Source organism: Parabacteroides hominis, assembly GCF_014287585.1.
In the GTDB taxonomy this organism is placed as follows: Bacteria; Bacteroidota; Bacteroidia; order Bacteroidales; family Tannerellaceae; genus Parabacteroides; species Parabacteroides hominis.
The window spans coordinates 16,839-38,803 of sequence record NZ_JACOOJ010000018.1; the positions used below are offsets into that span (position 1 = coordinate 16,839).

Consider the following 21,965-nt stretch of genomic DNA (forward strand, 5'->3'; position numbering starts at 1 on the left):
AAACCTCGCCTTTTTTATTGCGTATATCCTGAGATCAGTCAGCAGCCTGACGGGCAGAATAACTAATCTTCAATGCGTATGCTTCACGAAGCGCCTGCTTAACATCTGTGATCAGACCCATCTTGGTATCCTTGTCGGCCTTGATAGACACTGTCATAAACGGAGCATCTTCTTCTTTCATACTGGATTTTTCCTGAGCAATGTAGTCCTGAATTTCCGATGGTTCAGCGAACTTGTCGTTCAACTGCAAGCGGGCTTCAGAACCCATTTTAGCCTGAAATTCCTGATTGGGCTTTCCAACATAGATGAATGTAACCAACGATTTCTTTTCCAGCTTCTGAAGTTCAGTAGCCTGTGGAGCGCGGAATTGCACCATCAATGTTACTTCACGCATGGATGTTACCATCATGATGAAGAACAAGAAAGCGAACACCAAGTCAGGTAATGATGACGTATTCAATTCGGGCATTTCACGTCCGCCCGCTTTACTAAACTTTCCCATTACTTCTTATCTCCATAATTTTTAGGTTCTGCTTCAGAAATCTTTTGCGGATAAATCTGCTGCACAGCCTTTTGTTGTTCTTCATCCAGATCTGCGAATACTTTTCCGAATTTCTTTCTGGAAACGTCATCACGCAGTTCATTATATGCTTTTGCCAATTCGTTCTGGACACTGATGTAAGCCTGATATTCAGTACCACGGTCATTCTGCAAAGAAATTACGTGTTTTTTAGCGGTCATCACTTTTCCGAAGAAAGGAACGTCCTCTTCTGTCTTTTCGGGCTTATTCGCATCATTATACGGATTGTCAATGAATGTTTTAACCTCGTCTTTCAATTGCTTGATGTCGACGAACTTGTCGCCGCAGAGAATCTGGTTGTTGCTATTGATCAATACAACTAACAGATTTCTCTTGTTAACTTCAACATCATCCTTTTTTTGGTCCTTAGGAACAGGAGGCGGCAAACGTCTTGCCAAACCTTTATCTGTATCCATGGATGTAGTAATAAGGAAGAAGATAAGCAACATGAAAGCAATATCGGCTGAAGAAGTCGCATTCATTGCAGGCACTTTTCTCTTTTTTCTTGCCATATAGCTTTTTTTGTTTTATCGATTCGTTATTACTAATTATCTGTTCAGCATTTTCTTTACGCTTCCTGCTGCAACGGCAATGATGATCAGAACCATCAACACAATTGTTGAATTGATCCACATGTCTGTTATTTTCAGCCAGAAGGGAATGTTAAATTCTTGAGAATCCGCATTCAACCCTTTTAAAGGAGTCGGGTCACCGATAGCGTATGTAATGAACAGCATAGCTGCGAAACATACGAGGACAACCAATGATATCAAAGCTGATTTGGGACTTGTCTTCAGCAGAGAAACAAACTGCCACAATGCGAAAAGGACAGTGCTGATAATTGTTCCGAAGAACAAGATTGAAGTCCAGTTCAGCAATAAACCTGTATAGACAGGTTCTTCCATTTCTGCTCCGGGGTTTGTTACACCTCCGGCATAGAATATACCCAAAACGACAATGGAGATAAGCGCGCTTATCAGCAGTGTCCAGCTGGATACTTTTCTTATTTTAGTAACTGCCATAAGTCTAATTATTTTTTGAATTTAAGGTTGTATTTGATAACCATGTCAAGCAATGAGATAGAAGCATCTTCCATCTGGTTCAGGATAGCTTCCAGTTTGCTCAGCAAATAGTTATAGAATACCTGAAGGATCAATGCTACAACCAAACCACCTACTGTTGTGATCAAGGCCACTTTCATACCACCTGCTACAACCGTCGGGCTGATATCACCAACCTGTTCGATTTTATCGAACGCCATAACCATACCTACTACAGTTCCCAAGAATCCTAATGACGGAGCCATTGCGATAAACAATGTGATCCAAGACATGTTCTTTTCCAAAAGACCACCCTGAACACCACCATAAGAAACGATAGATTTTTCAACAACATCGATACCCTGGTCGATTCTCATCAGACCCTGATAAGCGATAGAAGCGATAGGACCTCTTGTATCACGAGCGATAGCTTTTGCACCTTCTACATCGCCTTTGTCCAACGCATCTTCAATACCTTTCAGCAATTTGCTGGAGTTTGTTTCTGCCAAGTTCAGATAAATAATTCTTTCCAAGCAGAAAGCCAAACCGAAAATCAATGCGATAGCTACCAAACTCATGAAGTTGGCACCACCTTCGATAAACTTAGTCTTCAAAGCCTGGTACATACCACCTTCAACAGCGACTTCGGCTGCTTCTTGCGCGAATGCTACAGAAGAGATTCCAAGAGCACATAAACTCATGAACGTTTTTGCAAAATACTTTTTCATTGTGTGTTTAATTTTTAAGATTAATAATTCTCTTATTTGTTTTTATTTTTTTGTTATTAATAATCGTCATGGTATCTTAAAGCGGAGAGAGCGGGATTCGAACCCGCGAAACCCTTTAGGGGTTTACACGCTTTCCAGGCGTGCCTCTTCAACCACTCGAGCATCTCTCCAAAAACAAGCCACCGCTTTTCTAAAACGGGTGCAAAATACGAAAAAAATCGCATATCCAAACGTTTCAGTGCACAAATCTATAGTTTTTGCTTGACATATGCACAATATCTGACGGATAAATTTTGAATACGCGCGAAAATATCTCATGATATTGGTTTATTCTCGATTTTAAATAGTTTTAAAGCATTTTTCCGTGTGGTTTCAACGGTCTCTTCAAGTGTCAGCCCATAGGTCTGGGCTACTTTTTCAGCCGTTTTCCAGATATAAGCCGGCTCGTTCCTTTTCCCCCGGTAAGGGACAGGTGCGAGGTAAGGCGCATCTGTTTCCAAAACGATCTTATTGATGTCTGCCTGACGGATTATTTCCGACAGTCCGGAGTTCTTAAATGTAATAACCCCATTTATTCCGATTTTGAAATTTTTCAGTTTATTGATTTCTTCCAAATCGTTTTCATTGCCGGTAAAACTGTGAAAGACTCCGGTGAGCGCATCGGCTCCTACCTTATATAAAGACTCGAAAACTTCCGGAAATGCTTCACGGGTATGGATGGCAACCGGCAGATCGAGGTCGATGCTCCACTTGAGCTGCTCTTCGAATACGGTTTTCTGCTCTTTCAGATAGGTTTTGTCCCAGTACAGGTCTATGCCTATTTCTCCTATTCCGCAATAGGAACGTTTACCGAGCCATGACTCTATTATCTTCAGATTTTCGGTATAGTGTCCGTCTACGCTGGTCGGATGAAGTCCCATCATCGGATAGGCGAAACCCGGATAACGGTCGCATAAATCATGCATCCGCTCGATGGTGGTCGTGTCGACATTCGGAAGGAGCAGGGTGTCTATGCCGGACTCTTTCGCAACAGTGGCCAGTTGATCCTGTTCCGGATCAAAATCCTCTAAATATAGATGGTTGTGTGTGTCGATCAGTTTCATCTTAAGACTGGCGGTTCATTAAACGGGCGCTGACTTCTTTCAGTATGTTTAGCCTTTCGGGAGCTACGCTTAACGAGTCTAAGCAGTTCATTGCCTGATTATAATACATGTGTATTTTTTCTTCGGACAATTCTTTCAGCCGCAATTGGTCGTAGATGGCTGTCACGGCGGCGATTTTCTCTGCCGGATCGAATGTCTTTTTGCCTATCCAGCTGTTCAACTCCGCTTTTTGGATATCCGAAGCAAGGCGGAAAGCGTTGATCAGCATGAATGTCTTTTTGTTGCAGAGTATGTCCCCACCGATATTTTTGCCGAAAGTGGCGGTGTCTCCGTAAACATCTAACAGATCATCCTGCAACTGGAAGGCCAGCCCGATATTGATGCCGAACTGATACAGCGCTTCGGCTTCAGCTTCAGGCGCATTTCCCATGATCGCTCCCATCTTCAGGGCGCAGGCAAGCAGTACGGCCGTTTTCAACCGGATCATTTCGATGTATTCCTCTTCCGTTACGTCCGTTCTCGATTCGAACTCCATGTCGTACTGTTGTCCGCCGCATATCTCAAGCGCCGTACCGGTGAACAGGTCCAATATCTCTTTTAATGATTCGGGTTCCGTTTCGCCGATCAGTTGATAAGCCGCGATCAGCATGGCATCGCCGGAAAGGATGGCTGTGTTGGCATTCCATACTTTATGCACGGTCGGTTTGTTTCTTCTTTTATCGGCTTCGTCCATCAGGTCGTCGTGCAAAAGGGTGAAGTTGTGGAATACTTCAAGCCCCAAAGCCGGTTTGATCGCTGCATCTACATTTTCCTTATATAGATTACAGGCCATCAGTACAAGTGCCGGACGGATTCTTTTTCCACCGAGTGAAAGGATGTATTCGATCGGATCGTATAAACTTTTAGGAGGATAGGTGAATTGGAGCCGGGTAATTTCCTGCTCGATTTTCTGTAGGATATCGTTAAAAGCGAACATAGATTATTTGTTTAAATAAAAAAGGCTGCGATAGAAGCAGCCTTTTCGTACTATTTACATGTTATTATTGCAGTCTGAATGTAACAGGCACTGTGTATTTAACACGTACGGGTTTACCTCTCTGCTTGCCCGGTGACCATTTCGGCATGGCATTGATCACACGGAGAGCTTCTTTATCCAGTGACGGGTCGACACCACGGATAACTTCTGCGTCTACGATGGAACCGTCTTTGTTAACCACAAACGAGCAGGATACACGACCCTGGATACCGTTTTCCTGAGCAATAACCGGATATTTGATTGATTTTGACAGGTATTGCAACAAAGCGCCTTGTCCGCCCGGGAATTCAGGCATTGTTTCTACAACAGTAAAAATCTGCTGTGAAGATTCCTCTTCTTCTTCAACTACTGCAGGAGGAGTATAAGCTTCGACCTGTGCTGAAGAGGCGTCGTCTTCCGAAGAAACGATGTCGACATCGTCCAGCTTGACGTCATCTTCCACAACGGTTAATACTTCTGCCACAGCAGGTGCAGGGGGTGGCGGAGGAGGGGGAGGTGCATCCTCCGGTCTCGTGATTTCAACTTCTTCTTCCGCGATGATATCAGCAACGCCCTCGCTTGTGACGATTGTGATTTCACGGTCGCTCCATTCGAAGCCAACGAACAGTACTGCAAGTCCGACGACCATACCCATCAGGATACCCATCATCTTACCTTTTTCCAGGTCCGCTTTTGGTGATTTCTTAACTTCCATATCTCTTAATGTTTAAAGATGTGTTTTTCTTCTGCCACAAATATACGGAGTTATTTTTTAAATCCGAACAATTCGTATTAAATATGCGCTATTTTTACTTTTTTTTTGACTGAGAATAAAAATAATAGCTCCCATATACCTTTTTCGGCTTTTTCCCGTTTCTGTAAGTGGGGCGTATATACCCGTATTTATTTATCTTTGTAAGCATTTTACCAGAGAAATATGAGAAATATTCTATTTATACTCTTCTTTTCTTTCTTGTTACAGGCTGTTGTCGCACAAACCGGCGACACCGGATATACCTTTCTCCGCTATCCTTCTTCGGCAAGAGCCAATGCGATGGGAGGCAATACGATGTCCCTGATCGAACGGGACCCTTCCCTGATTTTTCATAACCCGGCTTTGCTGGGGGCCGAGATGGATAAGATGGTCAACCTGAATTACCTGAATTATATATCGGATATCAATGTCGGAAGCGCCCTTTTCACCAAAGCGTATAAGGAAAAAGGCGCCTGGGGCGTGGGAGCCTCGTTTTTCAGCCAGGGAAAGATTCGGGGAATGTCGGAGGAAGGTCTTCCGACGGGAGATTTTACGGCAAAGGACATCAGTGTGAACGGTTTCTTCTCGTATGACCTTTCCGAGCGCTGGCGTGGCGGGGCTTCGTTGAAGTTTTTGTATTCGGGTATCGGCGATTATACCTCGATCGGCATGGCTGTCGATGCCGGCTTGAGTTATTATAATTCTGAAAAAGGATTTTCTTTCGGCTTTGCTTTTAAAAATATCGGAGCCCAACTGAAAGCCTACGAAGACGAGCGCCAGAAAATGCCCTGGGATATCCAGATGGGGATCACCAAACAGATGGCTCATGCGCCGATCCGCTTGTCGCTTACTGCGCAGTACCTGACGAAGTGGAAGGTCGACTATGTGGACGATTACGACAAGGAATATACGGGGGATAATTTTTTCAAGTCCTTTGTGAAACACCTGGTGATCGGCGTCGACTATGTCCCTTCCGACAATTTTTGGCTCGGTATCGGATATAATCCTAAGACGGCATTGGACATGAAATTGCAGGGTGGTAACGCTCTTGCCGGTTTCTCCGGTGGCGCCGGTGTGCGGATCAAGATGTTCGACGTAGGCGTTTCCGTAGCCAAATATCATCCTTCGGCTCTTTCCATGATGCTGAGTATTTCTACTACGATCAGCGATTTCTAACTGAACCGGACTTCCTGTAGGTTGGGGAGAATGCGCTTGTGGCGGATTTGTCCTCGGCGTCGGTATGTTTTGTCTTTTCTTACCCTATCGATTAGCTTTTTAGATGTATTCCATAACTTGTCCGCCAGCCGGCGAACGATTGTCCGCCAGCCAGTGAACGATCGTCCGCCGGCCAGCGAACGATCGTTCGGCGGCCGGCGGACAACCAACGGACTGAATGGAAAACAATAAAATATAAGGATGAATAGGATAATTTATAAGGAAGGGAGCGATAAACTGTTGTATATTTGCGTTTCCTTTACATTAATATATATGTAGTGATGAAAAAGATAATTATAGCGATAGACGGTGTCTCTTCCACCGGGAAGAGCACGATGGCAAAAGATTTGGCAAAGGAACTGGGATATACCTATATCGATACGGGGGCGATGTATCGGGCTGTCACTTTGTATAGTTTGCAGCACGGGTTCTTTACAAGCGACGGCATCGACGAGCGGAAGTTGCAGGATGCCATGAACGATATCGATATCTCTTTTCGCTTTAACCCGGAAACCGGACGTCCCGATACCTATCTGAACGGCGTGAAAGTGGAAAAAGAGATACGGGGAATGGAAGTTGCCAACCGCGTAAGCCCGATCGCGGCCCTGGGCTTTGTACGCCGTGCGATGGTTGCCAAGCAGCAGGAAATGGGGAAAGCGAAAGGGATCGTGATGGACGGTCGCGATATCGGTACGGTCGTCTTCCCGGATGCGGAATTGAAGATTTACGTGACAGCCAGCCCGGAAGTGCGTGCCCAGCGGCGTTTGGACGAGCTGAAAGCCAAAGGCGAGGCTGCTTCTTTTGAGGAAGTCCTTGAAAATGTGAAGACGCGTGACCATATCGATATGACGCGTGCCGAAAGCCCGCTCCGTAAAGCCGATGATGCTTTGGAGTTGGATAACTCGCATCTGACGATTGCCGAGCAGAAGGCCTGGCTCCTGGAACAGTATGAAAAGGTAGTTGTAACGGATTAGCCATGATAGAAGTCGAGATAGATAAAGGTTCCGGCTTTTGCTTCGGTGTGGTGACAGCTATCGAAAGTGCCGAACGGGAACTGAAAAATACGGACAGGTTGTATTGCCTCGGAGATATCGTGCACAACAGCCTGGAAGTGGAACGGCTGGAGGAATCGGGGCTGCGGACGATCGAGCACGACGAGTTTACCCGCCTGAAAGGTGAAAAGGTGTTGCTCCGGGCGCATGGCGAACCGCCTTCGACCTACGAGATTGCCCGGCGGAACAACATCACGATCGTGGATGCGACCTGCCCGGTGGTGCTCCAGTTGCAACGTAAGATTCATAAATGCTACGTGGCTACGCGCGACAGTCATACGCAGGTCGTGATCTATGGAAAGAAAGGGCATGCCGAAGTGAACGGCCTGGTCGGACAAACGGAAGGGACTGCCATCGTTATCGAGAAGGTGGAGGATCTCGACCGGTTGGATTTTAACCGGAACATCTGCCTCTTCTCACAGACGACCAAGTCGCTGGACGGGTTCCGTGAAGTCGTGGCTGAGATCCGGCGGCGCATTGCGGACGGAGTTCGGTTCGAGTATTTCGATACGATCTGCCGCCAGGTGGCCAACCGCTTACCGAACATCAAGACCTTTGCCTCCAGGCATGATTGGGTGTATTTCGTTGCCGGAAAGAAGAGTTCCAATGGCAAGATGCTGCTGGAAGAATGCCGGAAGGCAAACCCGAACACGGTCTTTATCTCGGAAGCGAAGGAGATTATCGAGCCGCTGCCCGAAGGAGTGAGCAGTGTCGGGGTGTGCGGAGCCACATCCACTCCGAAGTGGCTGATGGAAGAGGTGGCTGTGCGTATTCGCGAATTGAATGCCAACCGTTGACTTTTCGGGTTAAGATTTGATGAAGTTTTGGAAAATAGACAGCTTTTTGGCAAATAATTATTACTTTTGCCGTGAACATATAAAATATAAGACGCTATGTCTGCAGTTAAGTGTATTGGCATTTTAACGTCCGGAGGTGATGCTCCCGGAATGAACGCTGCCATTCGTGCAGTGACACGTTCCGCTATTTACAACGGAATGTCCGTTAAAGGTATCTATCGTGGATACAAAGGTTTGATAACCGACGAAATTGAAGATTTCAAGACTCAGAATGTAAGTAATATTATTCAGCGTGGCGGTACTATCCTGAAGACGGCCCGTTGTGCGGAGTTCAAAACACCGGAAGGCCGTAAGCAGGCTTACGACAAACTGATGGAGCACGGCATCGATGCCTTGGTCGCCATCGGCGGTGACGGGACGCTGACCGGAGCCCGTATCTTTGCGCAGGAATTTAATTATCCGATTGTCGGCCTGCCCGGTACGATCGATAATGACCTGTATGGTACGGATATCACGATCGGTTATGATACGGCTTTGAATACGATCATGGAGTGTGTCGATAAAATCCGTGATACGGCAACCTCGCATGACCGTTTGTTCTTTATCGAAGTGATGGGGCGTGATGCCGGTTTCCTGGCTCTCAACGGGGCAATTGCATCAGGGGCCGAAGCGGCTATCATCCCGGAAATTTCTTTAGAGAAGGACCAGTTGGCGGAAATGATCGAAAACGGTTTCCGTAAATCCAAGAACAGTAGTATCGTGCTGGTGGCGGAAAGCGAAGTGACGGGCGGCGCTATGGGAGTCGCCGAACGTGTGGAGCGCGAATATCCGCAGTTCGACGTACGTGTTTCGATTTTGGGACACTTGCAGCGTGGTGGTTCGCCGACGGCGCAGGACCGTATTTTGGCTACCCGCATGGGAGTAGCTGCTGTCGATGCGTTGCTGGACGACCAGCGCAACGTGATGATGGGGATTCAGAACGATGAAATCGTTTACGTTCCTTTCTCCAAGGCCATCAAGAATGACAAGCCGATCAATCGTGAATTATTGAATACGCTTCGTATTTCCTCTATTTGATTTGTCATTGACAAGCATATAAAAAAGCCCCGCGAATATTTTATTCGCGGGGCTTTTTTATATATAGTGTTCAGCTATACTTATTCGTTACATCTGAATGCATACACATTTCCTCCGAAGTCGGTAGCGAAGATCATGCGGCCGTCTGTTGCCAATGTCGAGAACAGAGGAGCGCCAGTTTTATGTTTCCAGATCGTTTGTCCGTTTTCCGGATTGACTCCATAGATAATGCCGTCGGATGCTCCGAAGTAAACCGTTCCTCCGACAAGCAGGGGACTCGTTTCGATAGTAGCGGCGGGATGACGGGAGTAAGGAGCCGTATAAACCAGTGCCGGAGATGTTTGGGCTTTCCATCTGACCTCGAATGTTTCACGATCGAGTGCAACCAGACCGTCAGTCTGTGTGCCGAAAACAATCAGGTTATCCGTGACTAACGGTGTGGAATTAACCTGGACATTGAACGGCAACTCTTTGCGGACAACCACTTTCCCCGGACGGCTGTCGATAATGAATAAGGACTGGCGTGAAGCGACATAAAGCAGGTTGCCGATACACGCCGGCGTTGCGCCTCTGTCCGTAATTCCGTCTTTATCGAGTTTCCAGAGCAGTTCTCCCGTTTGTGCATCATTGCCGTAGAAGCCTCGCCAGTTCGCGCCGGAGACGATTACCCCGTTTGCCAGGAGAGGAGTCGATGTCGTGCCTTCTCCTTGCGGCCAACCTTTGTTCAGCCAGATCGGGTCGCCTGTTTTCCCGTTATAAGCCCCGAAGGCTTTTCCGCTTCCGGCATAGACGATGCCGTTGGTTGCCGTCAATCCGTCTACCAGGACAGGCAGGCCGGCGACATTCATCTTTTTGTCCCATTTCAGTCTGCCGGTCTGTGCGTCGATGGCATATAAATAGCCTTCCGCATCCTGTGCGAAGACGGTCCCATCGTCTACGGCAATCGTGTTTTTGATGGAGTTGCGCACCGGATACTTCCATTGTAATTCACCTGTCTTTGCATCCAGAGCGAAGACTGCGCCTTCTCCCTTCAAATCTTCATCGAGAGAAGCGACATACACTTTGCCGCTGGCAACGACCGGAGAAGAGAAGTACAGATTGGCATTTACGTTGCGAAGCCATTCCAGTTGCGGAGTCTTGGCCCTTTCTTCCGGCTGGTACAGGAAAGAGGTGCGGCTGACGGTTGCCTCTCCGTTGTTGAACAACGCTTTTGCTGTCATGAAAATCCGTTTGCCTTTGCAGTTTGCCGGGAGCTTGGCCATTCCGGACCAGTTCCAGTCTGTATTTTGAGTAAGCTGTGTTTCCGGAATAACAGTCTTATCGTCTGCGGTACAACTATAGGTGACGCGCACGGTCGGAGCAACCGCATTGTATGTGTTGACCGATACCGGGACGCTCCCGTCCGTAGCGACCGCACATCCGTCATTCGCAATAGAGGCGATTTCGACGGACTTATTTATATATGTATAGCGAAGAGCGGTCCGGACATCTCCTTTCCGGTCCACGTCTATCACCCGGAAGGCGGATGTCGAGTGGTCGATTCCACCTTTGTCGAGCGTAGCTGTCGATATAGCCAGGACATCTCCTTGTCTCCGCACGAAATGGTTATGCCAATGGCCGTACAGCCACGCTTTCAGGTTATGTTCGTTCAGGTTGATCTTCTCGTTATCGTTGATGCCGAAAACAAATTCGTTCCCGGAAGTCAGCAGGTCATGGTTAAAGACGATGACCGGTTTCCCTGCCGGAACCTGCGCCAGGTCATTCTTGAGCCAGCGGTAAACGTCTTCTTTTGTATAGCCGGGCTGATGGTCGCCTCCTGCCATCGGGGTTACGACGTAGTGTACATTTCCGAAGTCGAAGGAATAATAAACCGGACCGTAAACATTTTCAAAAACTTCTTCCCCGTATTTTCCTTTTACCAGGTCATGATTGCCGATGCAGTAAAACATCGGGCAATCCATATTCGACGTGTTCATCAGACGGATATGGTTCTTCAATCCGTTTTCATAGCAGATGTCGCCGGTGTGGATGATAAATGCGATATCCTGGTTGGCGGCATAATCCCGGACGTTATTCGCCCAGTCTTCCTGATTCTCCGTATTGAATATTTCGGTATCGGAAATATGGATGAACTTATGGCTGCCATCCGTTTTGATACGTCCTTTCCAGGGTTGCAGGCCGAAATCGTATGTTTGTCCTGTACCGTCGATCCGCCGGTAATATTGATTGTCTGTCCTGTAACCGGATGGGGTGGTGATAAAGATAAACCGTTCCCGTTCATGTCCGGGAAGTGTATAAACTCCTTCGGCATTCGTTTTTACCACGTTTAATCCGTCGGAAACCCGGATGTCTTTTAATACTTTCTCTCCCTTGTCATAGACTCCGTTCCGGTTGGAGTCTACATACACGCGGCCTTGATAGGCTGCATGAGCCTCCGTGATTACCGCACAACTTAGTAATAGCAGTATAAGTTTTTTCTTTTCCATTTATTTATTTCTTTGCAGACAGATTTTCCAAGAACAGATCCATCATCCGTTTGGCTGCGACGAACGAACTGATCTCGTTATTCAATACCTGCTGCTCCGTGAAGTTCAACATGTTTTCTACCGCCGGATTGTGGTAGAACGTTTCGCGGAGCGTATCGTTGATGCTTTCGTACATCCAATACTTGGCCTGTTCGTTGCGCTTGTAGCTGAAGTAGCCGTTCTTTTGGGTGAATTCCATATATTCTCCGACCATATCCCAGATTTCTTTAATCCCCAAGTTGTAGTAACCGGAATAAGTCAATACTTTCGGGAACCAGCCAGATTCAGGAGCCGGGAAGAGATGCAGGGCGTTACGGAACTGGGCGGCTGCTAATTTCGCTTTTTCCAGGTTGTCGCCATCCGCCTTATTGATGATGATCCCGTCCGCCATTTCCATGATGCCGCGTTTGATGCCTTGCAGTTCATCTCCTGTTCCGGCAAGCTGGATCAACAGGAAGAAATCGACCATCGAATGGACAGCCGTCTCGCTTTGTCCGACACCGACCGTTTCGACAAATACCGTATCGAATCCGGCGGCTTCGCAGAGCACGATCGTCTCGCGTGTTTTACGTGCGACGCCACCTAAAGAGCCTGCCGATGGCGAAGGGCGGATGAAGGCGTTCTTTTCGCGGGACAAAGCCTCCATACGGGTTTTGTCGCCGAGGATGCTGCCTTTCGAGCGTTCGCTGCTGGGGTCGATCGCCAGCACTGCCAGTTTACGTCCTTCACCTATCAGATGCATACCGAACGCATCGATCGAAGTGCTTTTACCGGCTCCCGGCACTCCGGTGATACCGATGCGGACCGACTTTCCTGCATGCGGCAGGCATTTTTCGATAATCTCTTGTGCTACTTGCTGGTGTTCGTATTTGGAGCTTTCCACCAGCGTTACTGCCTGGCTGAGGATCGTAATGTTCCCTTTCAGGATCCCTTCCACAAATTCGGCAGGCGTATATTCTTTGCGTTGGATCCTTTTTTTCAGGTACGGATTTACGGTCGGTACATCGGCGACTCCCTTGTTCACCTTTAATCCTCTGTACAGATCGTCGTTTTCGGGATGTTCCATAATTTATTTTTCTGCGGTTACCTTCACAAGCCGTACCGGACCGTTCGGGTCGTTGCATACGACATTGATGAGGGCTTCCAGTTTTGTTTTTATCTCTTTCGGGCGGACTGTCACTTTGAAAGTGGCTGTCGTGCCCGGTTTGATTTCTCTTTTGCCGCCGGAAACGGCTACACGTTCGTCGTCGCAGGTCGCGCTGTAGATGACAAGCGGCGATTTCCCGGAGTTGGTGATCTCGATCGTGCCGCTCACTCTTCCGCCGACCAGCGGGATAAAGCTGCTTTTATCGGGCAGCTTGCCGAAGTCGAGCAAGGTCCCGGATAGCTGGGCTACCGGAGCTTTCGCCTTCTCCGTTGCAGTCTGTTTGCTGAAATCGTCTATGATATTGGCTGCGACATGCAGTTTGCCTTCTGTCCCTTTCTTCTGTCCGATGCTTTCGATCGTTACCGGGATTTCGGCTGTCACACGGCCTTTCCGTTTTGCCTCTTTCGCATTCATCAGGATGGATATTTCGCCTGTTTCACCCGGAGCCAGTTTAGTAGGATTGGCTACGATGTTCAGGTAATGGGGCGTTTTTCCTAAATGGATGTTCAGAGATGTCTTTCCTTCATTGATTATACTGATCTTTTCTCCCAATGTCTCTTCCGGACGGACTGTGCTGTAGAGGACATTCTTGGTTTGCAACTTCAGGTCGCCGATGCTATAAGGATAAATCAGTATGGGTTGAGCCTCTTTAGGAGTCACGTTCCCTTTGATGCCCAAGGTGAAGCTGCCTTTCTTGCCGTTGCTGTAGATGGATATGGTCTTGTAAAATGGACCGGGACGTCCTTTCGGGTTGTAGGTCACTTTTACATCTCCGGTCTTTCCCGGAGCGATCGGTTCTTTGGTCCATTCGGGTTGCGTGCAACCGCAGGAAGCCGTGATCCGCGTGATGACAAGCGGGCCGTTACCTGTGTTTTTGATCGTAAATATGTGACTTGCCAATCCATCGGATTCCCCTATCGTACCGAAGTTATAGATCAGCTCGTCTGCACTGATTCGGGCGTTATTTTGTGCCGATATACTGTTTATGGCAAACAGTATACCGGCAAGAATAAAGACCAGTTTGTTTCTGTTCAACATTCTTTATCGTTCGGTTTTCCTGTTATTATTCTACTTCTCCCCGAATCGTCAGGATAAAACTGCCGGTTTTACCATTGCTGTATACGGAAATAGTCTTGACAAAAGGACCGGGACGGTCTTTCGGGTTGTAGGTGATTTTGATGTCGCCTGTTTTTCCCGGAGCGATCGGTTCTTTTGTCCATTCCGGCGTCGTACAGCCGCAAGAGGCGATGACACGTGTCAAGACCAGCGGCGCCTCGCCAGTGTTTTTTATCTTGAAAGTATGCGACACGTTTCCGTTCGCTTCCTTGATCGTTCCGAAATCGTGGGAGGTTTCATCTGCCGAGATTACGGCTTTGTTCTGAGCTGATGCCATTCCTGTTGCCAGCAGGATCGCCATAAAAATAAAAATAATCTGTTTCATTTTCTCTTTTTATTTAGCTATTGTTTAGAATGCAAAGATAATTATAAATAGACAATTAGGAATTAAAAAATTCTTATAATACAGAGAGTGCGCCAAAAACTGACAATTATCAAAATGTCACTACCATCCCATGAAAATGGGATTAGTAGTGCATGTAAAACGATTTAGTAGCAGGGGTAATATTTTTTAACGTTTCTTTCTGGATGCAATAACCTCTTTTGGGCTATCGAAATGACAAAAACGAGTTTTAATCTACCTTGACAATGTTCCCTTCCGTATGCGAGACGAATTCGGGTGCGTACAGGCATTGGATCGTACTGATTCCTCCTGCATATTCACCGGTGCGTGACACGTATACGGCATATTCCAGTACAAAAGTCCCCTGGGGCAGGCGGTCGAAGAAGAAATTCTCCGAAACATCTGTCGGTGACTGGTAATACCAGACTCCGTCCCTGTAGATAGAACCGGAAAGTTGGTTCGCCGGTTCAAAACATCCGGCACGGAGGTCTTTCAGGAAGACATAATCCATTTCGCGATCGGTACGGACCACGAGACGGACGACCACTTTGTCGCCGACACGGAGCGGCTCATCCGGGGTGACCGGACGAAGTTGCTGTTCAGTCCCGTTATTCGTTTCTACGAATAGCTGCTTTTCTACGTTCAGGACGCCTTTCTGTTTTTTCACGTCGTTGATGTTCTGGAAATATTGTTCGTAGACAGCTCCCCATGCAGGCGCCGAGCCTTCCTTCCGGATGGAGATGGAGTTACCTTCGGATGCGGTTGTTTTTTCATCCGGAACCGTTACTTTCAGGTAGCCGGTGGCCAATTCGCCATTTGTCGTGCTATAGGTTTGCTTGCCCCATCGGGCGGTGCAAGTGTTGTTTGTGTCCAACCAGTCGCTGCCTGTCAGGAGCAAAGCATAAATAGCGTTGACCGTTGCCGGTACGGATTCCCAGTTCTGTGTCTGCTTCTGGCTGAGCAACCATTGTTTCATACGGTCCGTTTCCTGTTTGTCGGGCGAAACTTCATTGAAGAAAGCCATCAGCAGGCAATGGGTGTCGATCGGGGATGCAAAGGTATTTGCCCCTCTCCGGTTGTTAGCCCAATACATGCCTTTGTCCGGAGAGGTCGAAGCTGTTTTGCGCAGCCAGGCGATAATCTTTCCGGCAACCTCTTTCTTCCCGTTTCGCCACATGAGCCATGCTATTTCGCCTTTCCCGTAGATGGACTGTTTGCTCCACTGCTTTTCCGCCAGGTCCGTATAGTAGCGGATCGCCTCACGGGCCGAACTGGGCTCCGGAATGTCGCGGTAGTTGCTGCGGACAAACAGATATTCGATTTCTAATGGAGAAATTTCGTTTTTCTGCCAGTTCTTGATCTTTTGAAGCGCTTCGTAATCGGATTGGATTTGTTTGTCTACGAATTTGAGCGCTTTCATCTGCATCTCTTTTTCCTGCTGGTTGTATTCGACCGCATTCAATTCTGTCAGTTGGCTCATTCCCTTCAATATATAAAGTGTGATCTCCTGGCTCGGATACATGCCTTTGAACCAGCCCCAGCCTCCGTCAGGCCTTTGCAGGTCGAGAAGGTGGCGGAGGGCGATCTCCCGCTGTCCGGCTGCCCGGTTCATATCGAACAGGAGAGACAGGCGTTGTTTTTGTTCCGTCTCGTTGTCGGCCTCCAATACCCAGGGTGTTTCCTGTAGAAGGATGTTTTTCAGCTCTGCGTTCTTTTCTAAGTTGGAATAGAGCGTAGAAGCGTTTCCGCCCTGTGCTTTCCATTGGCTGATAACCTGCCGGATGCGCGGGTGGGCGGTGGCGATGTAGCTTGCCAGCGTGTTGCTGTAATAAGAGGCAAACCAGGAAATGATGTTGTCGTTTTCCGGCTGGGTGAGTGTCGGCAATGCCTGTACGGCGTACCAAATGGGGTTGGCGGTCAGTTCCAGTGTCGTGCGGAACGGTTTGACTCCTTTGCCGTTTTTCAACCGGATCACTTCTTCGCTCTTGTCGAACAGGTAGAACGGGGTGCTTTCCGTTACCAATATCTCGTTCGAAAGAACCGGGATCAGGTGTTGCTCGCCGTCGCTCCCTTTATTGGAATCGGCCATGATGCGGCAACCGATAACGCCGGCCGTAGAGGACGGAACCTTGAATGACCAACTGACTGTCGTGGTACTGTCTGCCCCTAAGGTGAAAGGCTTCTGCGATTTGGTCAGGCAGATTACAGGCTGGTCGTTGTCCGGATCGAACAGTTCCAGGCTGGCACGTCCGTCAATTGTGGCGGAGGACTGGTTGCTGACCTGTGCCGTGAGGGTCACTTCGTCGCCTTGGCGCAGGAAACGCGGCAGGTTGGGAGTTACCATCAGCGGCTTATTGGTGATGATTTCGCGGGACAGATAGCCATATTTCAGGTCTTCTGTTTGTGCTAACAGTTGCAGTTTCCAGGTCGTGTTGCTTTCGGGCATTGTGAAGCTGAACGCTAAATCGCCTGCTTCGTCGGTAACTAATGCCGGATAGAAGAAAGCGGTTTCGGCGAAGTTTTCACGAAGTTCGACCGGTTCCTGTAATGCTCTGCAGAATAGAGGTGAGCCTTCTACCTCTTCTTCTGCGGTAATGACAGCAACGCCTTGTTCCGTCCGTATGGCAGATTCTTCCAGCGGTGCACTGTCATCGGTGATACTAAGCGATTCGGCTACCGCCGGAGCTGCCGCCGATTTCATGACGGCTCCGGTTGCATAGACCTGGTTGCTGCGTCCGTAGCGGTATCCCAACGACAATACGTCTTGCCAGTCGAGGCGGTCGTATTGGTACTGCGGGACGGTCAAGCCTTTCCTTTCTCCTGACTCGTACCGGCTGCTGTTCGTGAATGCGGTTCCTTCCGAGAAGCGCGGTGCATGTAGGTAAATATCTCTTTTAGGAGAAAACGACCACTTGAAAGGCAACAGCTTATCCAATGAAGCATCGTACATGCTCGCCAAAACCTCTGCGGAGACAGTCGAGGAATCTGCATCTGTAATACGGAATTTCCAGTTTTCCTTGCTTCCCGGCAATAAATGATCGCGGAATGTCTCAGCTTGGATCGTCAATCTTCGGTCCGGCTGGCGGCGGTAGACCGGGACTTGCGTCACATACGCTTTGCCGTCTTTGACAAACGTGAAAGACACGGTGAAACCTTCCCCGTCCGTTTCCTTGAACGGAATGCGGAATGTCCGGTTTTCATCGCTCAACCGGATCTGTTTACGCTCCGTGCATTTGTTGGCAGCTGTATAAATTTCATATAGTATATGCGTATCTTTGTCGGAGGTTCCGAATATAAACGCAGCCTCTTCTCCCGGTACACAGGTCGTGTGCTCATTAATCAGCCAGGTATGCATAAATACGGGTGGCCGTTTGTCCTGGCGGCTGTATAGGATGAAGTCTTGATTGGCGGAAACTTCTTTCCCGTTGGAGTCGGTCGATTTTACTTCCAGGCGATAGCGTCCGGCAGGAAGTTCGCGGAATACGGTCGGCGATATTTCGTCTCCTGTAATGAAGGTTCCTACAGCCATCAGCTTATTGATTTTATAGCGGTCTGCACTGAACAACTCTTTTTCCGGCTTTTCGTCCGACAGGGAGTAAATCGTGTAACTTCCTTCCACAGATGCTTTCTGACTGTTCACCGTATAAGCCGTTATCACAGCTTTGGCGGAATCGTTCTCCATTTCCGGTCCGGGCATTCGGATATCCAGCAGGATGCCTGTATCGCCAACGGAGAAAGTATAGCTTGCTTCTTGCGTTTCTCCCTTGCTGTCGGTCAGGGTTGCCGTAACTTCGTAGCTCTGGTAAGCCGCGCGCACATCTTCCGTTTCGGGTCGTTCGGGTACGAAAGATATCGTGAAATTGCCTTTGCCGTCAACCTTTGCCGTTCCATTCGCAACCTGCTTGTATGTAAAATCGAACGGGTTCGGCATATAAAAACGTGCCCAGAACGGGCGGCGGGTGATCGTCCAGCTTACCTCTCCGGTCTGGAGGTCTATACCGGAGAAGGTCTGTGCTTCACCTGTTATCTTTACCGGGTTGCCGAAAGACACTTCTTCCTTGATTGGCAGGAAGCTGACTTTGAAAGTCGGGCGTTTGTATTCTTCTACCCGGATGTTTGTACGGGTCCTTTCTGAAACAAGCGTGAAGTTCCCGCTCAAGGTCTGTACCGGGATGGTGAATTCCCCGTTGAAGGAACCGAACCGGTCGGTCTTGAATTCTTTGCTGGCCACTTCTTTATAGTTGGCATCCCGCAAGGTAACGGTATAGGTACGTCCGGCTACGACATGCGGATTGTCCGTATCTTTTACATAAGCGATACCTTTAAAGAATACGTTTTGTCCAGGCCGGTAGATTCCCCGGTCGGTGAATAGCGACAGATCGACCCTATCATTCTCCTGCCCGGAGGGGAAAGAACCGTATGGATATACATTCGTGATAATGGAGGAGGTGTCTTCACGGAACACCGGGCGTATTTGTTCGATCTTCTTTCGGGCGGGAAGGACGGCGATGCCTAACCGGTCTGTTTTCACTTCTCCCTGTCGTTGAAGGGTCCCGTTCATCATATTGGTTTTGTAATAGATGACGGTCGCCCCTTCGATCGGTTTACCGCTTTCCAGGTCGGTGACAAGTACTTCCGAATTGTTTGTCTGACTACGGGTAAGGGCCGCCAGGCGGCTGACGCTGAAACGGTTGGAGACGGTCAACTGTTTGCCGGGAACCGTAATCACATATTCGTACAATCCTAACTTATCCATCGGGATGGTCAGGGTAGAATCGGCTTCGGTGTAGGAGTTGGCGAGGTTCATCTTGAATGTGACCTCTTTTACCAGTTCCCCCCGCATGCTTTTGCTGTTCTTATACAGATTGCGCCAGGCATCTTCCGGTTGACGGAGGCTTTTGTAGATGCGTACGATCAGCTGAGGCGTATTGACGTACTTGATCTGCAACGTGAGGGCCTTGCCCGGATAAACATTATTGTCTGTCTGGATATTCAAGACAGGCGTTTCCATTTGGTTCAGTTGGTTCTTGAAAATGTTTATGCGGCTGTATTGAGGATATTGCGAGATGCTTTCTTTGCAAAGATTATATATGAGTGCCTGGATGGAATCCTGGTGGGCCTTGTTTCCCTGGTAACGTTCCCGTTGGAGAAGATTCATACTGGCAATCCGTATTTCGGCGGCAAAGGGTTCTTTTTCGTACACCTTATATAGACTGTCCAGCGTATCGCTATAGCCGGTTGTGCTTACAGACTGGTTGTCGTATTTGTATTGCCAGTAGTCCAGTTCGTCCAGCAATAAGGCTTTCTTCTCAGGTTGCGTACGGCGGAAAGCGATCAAATCTTCATACCATTTTACCGACGGCTGTATCTCGATTGCCCGGAAAGCCAGGAAATCATACAAGGTAGGGCGAAGTTCGGGAGAGTCTTTCCCTTTCTTCAGGATCAGATTATACTGGCTGACCGGTGTCTGCTGCAGCAGTGGAGCCGGTCGGAGGGATAAGGTCAGTTCCTGTTTGATCTTTTCTTTAAAAAGGTTGGAGGTCCATTCCCGGATATCATCGGGAACATAGCCTGCTAACTGGGTCCGTTGGTTGATGTTCCAGCGGTTTTGCATATAATAGCTATTATACATCTCCGCAATCATGGAGTGGAGTACGGCAACGGATGCGGAGTCGGGACACGTACCGGCATAGGTTTCCACCTCTTTGATCAGTTCCGGGAATGTGTCGGTGTCCTTTTCCAGTTGATTTTTCATCCGGGTAATAAGCGACTGGATCAGTGCCGGAGTATTTTTCGTCTGGATGGCTTCTAGGATAGCCTTTTCGCTGGTTGAAGCCCGGTTTGCTTTCACGTAGAATATTGTAGATGCTATTCCGCATGCGATCAGGGCTAAAACAATAATTGCTCTTATCTTCATATCTATATGGATTTACTTGTTAAACAAACATCCTTTCAAGTATAGATACAAAGAAAGAGCAAAAAGTTGTAAAATTACCGTTAATTAGGAGTAATTTTATTTTTTACGAACGTAAGTCAGGAATGTGTAGGGGTACGGATTCTTCTCGTCGGCAGGAAATTCCTGACGTTCCACCTCTTCCCACAGATCCCAGTTGACAACGGGGAAAAATGCGTCTGCATCCGGGAACTCTCCGTGAATGCGGGTCAGATACATTTTGTCGGCAATCCCTAATCCTTGTCTGTAAACCAAAGAACCTCCGATGATGAAGATGTCTTTTTCTTTTTCGCAGATGTCCAGCGCGTCATGCATGGATTCGCAGGCAAAGCAGTTGATGAAGCCTGCCTCCGGCATGGTGGTCAGCACGACATTTTTACGGTTGGGCAATCCGCCTTTTGGTAAAGACTCGAAAGTTTTACGTCCCATTATTACGGCGTGACCTGTTGTCAGGTCTTTAAAACGCTTCATATCTGCCGGCATGTGCCAGAGCAGACCCAGATTCTTCCCGATCGCATTGTTGTCGGAAATCGCTGCTACAATTGAAATAGTACTCATAAACTTATCGAATTTAATAGAACTTGCTGTTTTTAATCTTTATATTCTTTATACGGCAACTTCACCCTTGATGTGAGGGTGAGGGTCGTATCCCGTCAGGTTGAAATCCTCGTACTGGAACCCGAATATGTCTTTCACATCCGGGTTGATCTCCATCCGGGGAAGTGGGCGCGGATCACGTGTCAATTGCAACTTCACTTGTTCAAGGTGGTTCGTATATATATGTGCGTCACCAAGCGTGTGGACAAAATCTCCGGCTTTCAGTCCGGTTACCTGTGCCATCATCTGCAATAACAGGGCGTACGAGGCAATGTTAAAAGGTACGCCTAAGAAAATATCGGCACTGCGCTGGTACATTTGCAGGCTCAGGCGGCCGTTTGCCACATAAAACTGAAAGAAAGCGTGGCAGGGAGGCAGATTCATATTGTCCAGGTCTCCCACATTCCAGGAACTGACGATGATACGGCGTGAATCCGGATTGTGCTTGATTGTCTCTACCGCTTCACTGATCTGATCGATACTTCCGCCTTTATAATCCGGCCATGAACGCCATTGAAAACCGTAGATATGTCCTAAATTCCCGTCCGGGTCGGCCCATTCGTTCCAGATTCTCACTCCATGTTCCTGCAGGTATTTTGCATTTGTATCGCCTTGAAGAAACCAAAGCAGTTCATATATAATGGATTTCAAATGCAGTTTCTTTGTTGTGAGCAGAGGAAAACCATCTTCAAGATTGAAGCGCATCTGATGTCCGAATACGCTGTATGTACCGGTTCCTGTCCGATCTTCTTTCTTAACTCCTTCACGGAGGACACGATCGAGTAATTCTAAATACTGTTTCATTTTTCACTATTAATGCATACAAATGTACAAAAGTGATTTGTATTAAACAACATTATCCTACAGCATCGTTTGTTTTTGACAATAATAGCGTATATTTGTTGCCTATCTAACAACATTTA

The 21,965-nt window shown here is 47.9% G+C and carries 18 protein-coding genes and 1 tRNA gene; 4 read left to right on the forward strand and 15 right to left on the reverse strand.

What is annotated here, in order from left to right:
* Positions 1-34: 34 nt before the first annotated feature.
* The 8 genes from H8S65_RS11090 to H8S65_RS11125 form a co-directional block, all read right to left on the reverse strand.
* Positions 35-502 carry an ExbD/TolR family protein gene (locus H8S65_RS11090; protein WP_186930044.1) on the reverse strand — a complete coding sequence of 156 codons (468 nt, stop codon included), beginning with the start codon at positions 500-502 and terminating at the stop codon, positions 35-37.
* Positions 502-1,092 (reverse strand): ExbD/TolR family protein, encoded by a 591-nt coding sequence (locus tag H8S65_RS11095; protein ID WP_186930045.1) that lies wholly within the window; start codon positions 1,090-1,092, stop codon positions 502-504. Before H8S65_RS11095 ends, H8S65_RS11090 begins: the two co-directional genes overlap by 1 nt.
* 36 nt (positions 1,093-1,128) lie before the next feature.
* A complete protein-coding gene (locus H8S65_RS11100; protein ID WP_186930046.1) occupies positions 1,129-1,602 on the reverse strand; it encodes a hypothetical protein in 474 nt (157 codons plus the stop codon).
* A gap of 8 nt (positions 1,603-1,610) precedes the next feature.
* Positions 1,611-2,348 carry a MotA/TolQ/ExbB proton channel family protein gene (locus H8S65_RS11105; RefSeq protein ID WP_186930047.1) on the reverse strand — a complete coding sequence of 246 codons (738 nt, stop codon included), beginning with the start codon at positions 2,346-2,348 and terminating at the stop codon, positions 1,611-1,613.
* Between the two features lie 82 nt (positions 2,349-2,430).
* A tRNA-Ser gene (locus H8S65_RS11110) sits at positions 2,431-2,518 on the reverse strand.
* Positions 2,519-2,662: 144 nt separating this feature from the next.
* Complete coding sequence (locus H8S65_RS11115) at positions 2,663-3,451, reverse strand: TatD family hydrolase (RefSeq protein ID WP_186930048.1); 789 nt, start codon at positions 3,449-3,451, stop codon at positions 2,663-2,665.
* A 1-nt stretch (position 3,452) separates the two neighbouring features.
* Positions 3,453-4,427, reverse strand: coding sequence for a polyprenyl synthetase family protein (locus tag H8S65_RS11120; protein WP_186930049.1), 975 nt, complete (start codon positions 4,425-4,427; stop codon positions 3,453-3,455).
* A 64-nt stretch (positions 4,428-4,491) separates the two neighbouring features.
* On the reverse strand, positions 4,492-5,181 hold the full coding sequence (locus H8S65_RS11125) for an energy transducer TonB (protein WP_186930050.1): 690 nt from the start codon (positions 5,179-5,181) through the stop codon (positions 4,492-4,494).
* Positions 5,182-5,403: 222 nt separating this feature from the next.
* On the opposite strand from H8S65_RS11125, the gene porQ reads away from it, so the two are divergent.
* The 4 genes from porQ to pfkA all read left to right on the forward strand — a co-directional run bounded on the left by porQ (position 5,404) and on the right by pfkA (position 9,361).
* Positions 5,404-6,396, forward strand: coding sequence for a type IX secretion system protein PorQ (gene porQ / locus H8S65_RS11130; RefSeq protein WP_186930051.1), 993 nt, complete (start codon positions 5,404-5,406; stop codon positions 6,394-6,396).
* Positions 6,397-6,716: 320 nt separating this feature from the next.
* Positions 6,717-7,409, forward strand: a complete 693-nt coding sequence (gene cmk / locus H8S65_RS11135) for a (d)CMP kinase (protein WP_186930052.1) — start codon at positions 6,717-6,719, stop codon at positions 7,407-7,409.
* Positions 7,410-7,411: 2 nt separating this feature from the next.
* Positions 7,412-8,284 (forward strand): 4-hydroxy-3-methylbut-2-enyl diphosphate reductase, encoded by an 873-nt coding sequence (locus H8S65_RS11140; RefSeq protein WP_186930053.1) that lies wholly within the window; start codon positions 7,412-7,414, stop codon positions 8,282-8,284.
* Positions 8,285-8,380: 96 nt separating this feature from the next.
* Complete coding sequence (gene pfkA, locus H8S65_RS11145) at positions 8,381-9,361, forward strand: 6-phosphofructokinase (RefSeq protein WP_186930054.1); 981 nt, start codon at positions 8,381-8,383, stop codon at positions 9,359-9,361.
* 80 nt (positions 9,362-9,441) lie between these two features.
* Here the strand turns inward: pfkA and H8S65_RS11150 are convergent, their stop codons facing one another.
* From H8S65_RS11150 to H8S65_RS11180, 7 genes are all read right to left on the reverse strand, one after another.
* Positions 9,442-11,847 carry an outer membrane protein assembly factor BamB family protein gene (locus tag H8S65_RS11150; protein WP_186930055.1) on the reverse strand — a complete coding sequence of 802 codons (2,406 nt, stop codon included), beginning with the start codon at positions 11,845-11,847 and terminating at the stop codon, positions 9,442-9,444.
* A 4-nt stretch (positions 11,848-11,851) separates the two neighbouring features.
* A complete protein-coding gene (gene meaB, locus H8S65_RS11155; protein WP_186930056.1) occupies positions 11,852-12,952 on the reverse strand; it encodes a methylmalonyl Co-A mutase-associated GTPase MeaB in 1,101 nt (366 codons plus the stop codon).
* Between the two features lie 3 nt (positions 12,953-12,955).
* Positions 12,956-14,071, reverse strand: coding sequence for a DUF1573 domain-containing protein (locus H8S65_RS11160; protein ID WP_186930057.1), 1,116 nt, complete (start codon positions 14,069-14,071; stop codon positions 12,956-12,958).
* A 25-nt stretch (positions 14,072-14,096) separates the two neighbouring features.
* Positions 14,097-14,474: a DUF1573 domain-containing protein gene (locus tag H8S65_RS11165; protein WP_186930058.1), complete on the reverse strand. Its 378-nt coding sequence runs from the start codon at positions 14,472-14,474 to the stop codon at positions 14,097-14,099.
* A 247-nt stretch (positions 14,475-14,721) separates the two neighbouring features.
* Positions 14,722-20,409 carry an alpha-2-macroglobulin family protein gene (locus tag H8S65_RS11170; protein WP_186930059.1) on the reverse strand — a complete coding sequence of 1,896 codons (5,688 nt, stop codon included), beginning with the start codon at positions 20,407-20,409 and terminating at the stop codon, positions 14,722-14,724.
* 96 nt (positions 20,410-20,505) lie between these two features.
* Positions 20,506-21,003: a dihydrofolate reductase gene (locus tag H8S65_RS11175; protein ID WP_186930060.1), complete on the reverse strand. Its 498-nt coding sequence runs from the start codon at positions 21,001-21,003 to the stop codon at positions 20,506-20,508.
* Between the two features lie 48 nt (positions 21,004-21,051).
* On the reverse strand, positions 21,052-21,846 hold the full coding sequence (locus H8S65_RS11180; RefSeq protein WP_186930061.1) for a thymidylate synthase: 795 nt from the start codon (positions 21,844-21,846) through the stop codon (positions 21,052-21,054).
* Positions 21,847-21,965 lie beyond the last annotated feature (119 nt).

Bases quoted from the DNA above. Each gene is read 5' to 3' on its own strand.
- H8S65_RS11090 (WP_186930044.1), bottom strand. From the start codon at position 502: ATGGGAAAGTTTAGTAAAGCGGGCGGACGTGAAATGCCCGAATTGAAT.
- H8S65_RS11095 (WP_186930045.1), bottom strand. From the start codon at position 1,092: ATGGCAAGAAAAAAGAGAAAAGTGCCTGCAATGAATGCGACTTCTTCA.
- H8S65_RS11100 (WP_186930046.1), bottom strand. From the start codon at position 1,602: ATGGCAGTTACTAAAATAAGAAAAGTATCCAGCTGGACACTGCTGATA.
- H8S65_RS11105 (WP_186930047.1), bottom strand. From the start codon at position 2,348: ATGAAAAAGTATTTTGCAAAAACGTTCATGAGTTTATGTGCTCTTGGA.
- H8S65_RS11115 (WP_186930048.1), bottom strand. From the start codon at position 3,451: ATGAAACTGATCGACACACACAACCATCTATATTTAGAGGATTTTGAT.
- H8S65_RS11120 (WP_186930049.1), bottom strand. From the start codon at position 4,427: ATGTTCGCTTTTAACGATATCCTACAGAAAATCGAGCAGGAAATTACC.
- H8S65_RS11125 (WP_186930050.1), bottom strand. From the start codon at position 5,181: ATGGAAGTTAAGAAATCACCAAAAGCGGACCTGGAAAAAGGTAAGATG.
- porQ (WP_186930051.1), top strand. From the start codon at position 5,404: ATGAGAAATATTCTATTTATACTCTTCTTTTCTTTCTTGTTACAGGCT.
- cmk (WP_186930052.1), top strand. From the start codon at position 6,717: ATGAAAAAGATAATTATAGCGATAGACGGTGTCTCTTCCACCGGGAAG.
- H8S65_RS11140 (WP_186930053.1), top strand. From the start codon at position 7,412: ATGATAGAAGTCGAGATAGATAAAGGTTCCGGCTTTTGCTTCGGTGTG.
- pfkA (WP_186930054.1), top strand. From the start codon at position 8,381: ATGTCTGCAGTTAAGTGTATTGGCATTTTAACGTCCGGAGGTGATGCT.
- H8S65_RS11150 (WP_186930055.1), bottom strand. From the start codon at position 11,847: ATGGAAAAGAAAAAACTTATACTGCTATTACTAAGTTGTGCGGTAATC.
- meaB (WP_186930056.1), bottom strand. From the start codon at position 12,952: ATGGAACATCCCGAAAACGACGATCTGTACAGAGGATTAAAGGTGAAC.
- H8S65_RS11160 (WP_186930057.1), bottom strand. From the start codon at position 14,071: ATGTTGAACAGAAACAAACTGGTCTTTATTCTTGCCGGTATACTGTTT.
- H8S65_RS11165 (WP_186930058.1), bottom strand. From the start codon at position 14,474: ATGAAACAGATTATTTTTATTTTTATGGCGATCCTGCTGGCAACAGGA.
- H8S65_RS11170 (WP_186930059.1), bottom strand. From the start codon at position 20,409: ATGAAGATAAGAGCAATTATTGTTTTAGCCCTGATCGCATGCGGAATA.
- H8S65_RS11175 (WP_186930060.1), bottom strand. From the start codon at position 21,003: ATGAGTACTATTTCAATTGTAGCAGCGATTTCCGACAACAATGCGATC.
- H8S65_RS11180 (WP_186930061.1), bottom strand. From the start codon at position 21,846: ATGAAACAGTATTTAGAATTACTCGATCGTGTCCTCCGTGAAGGAGTT.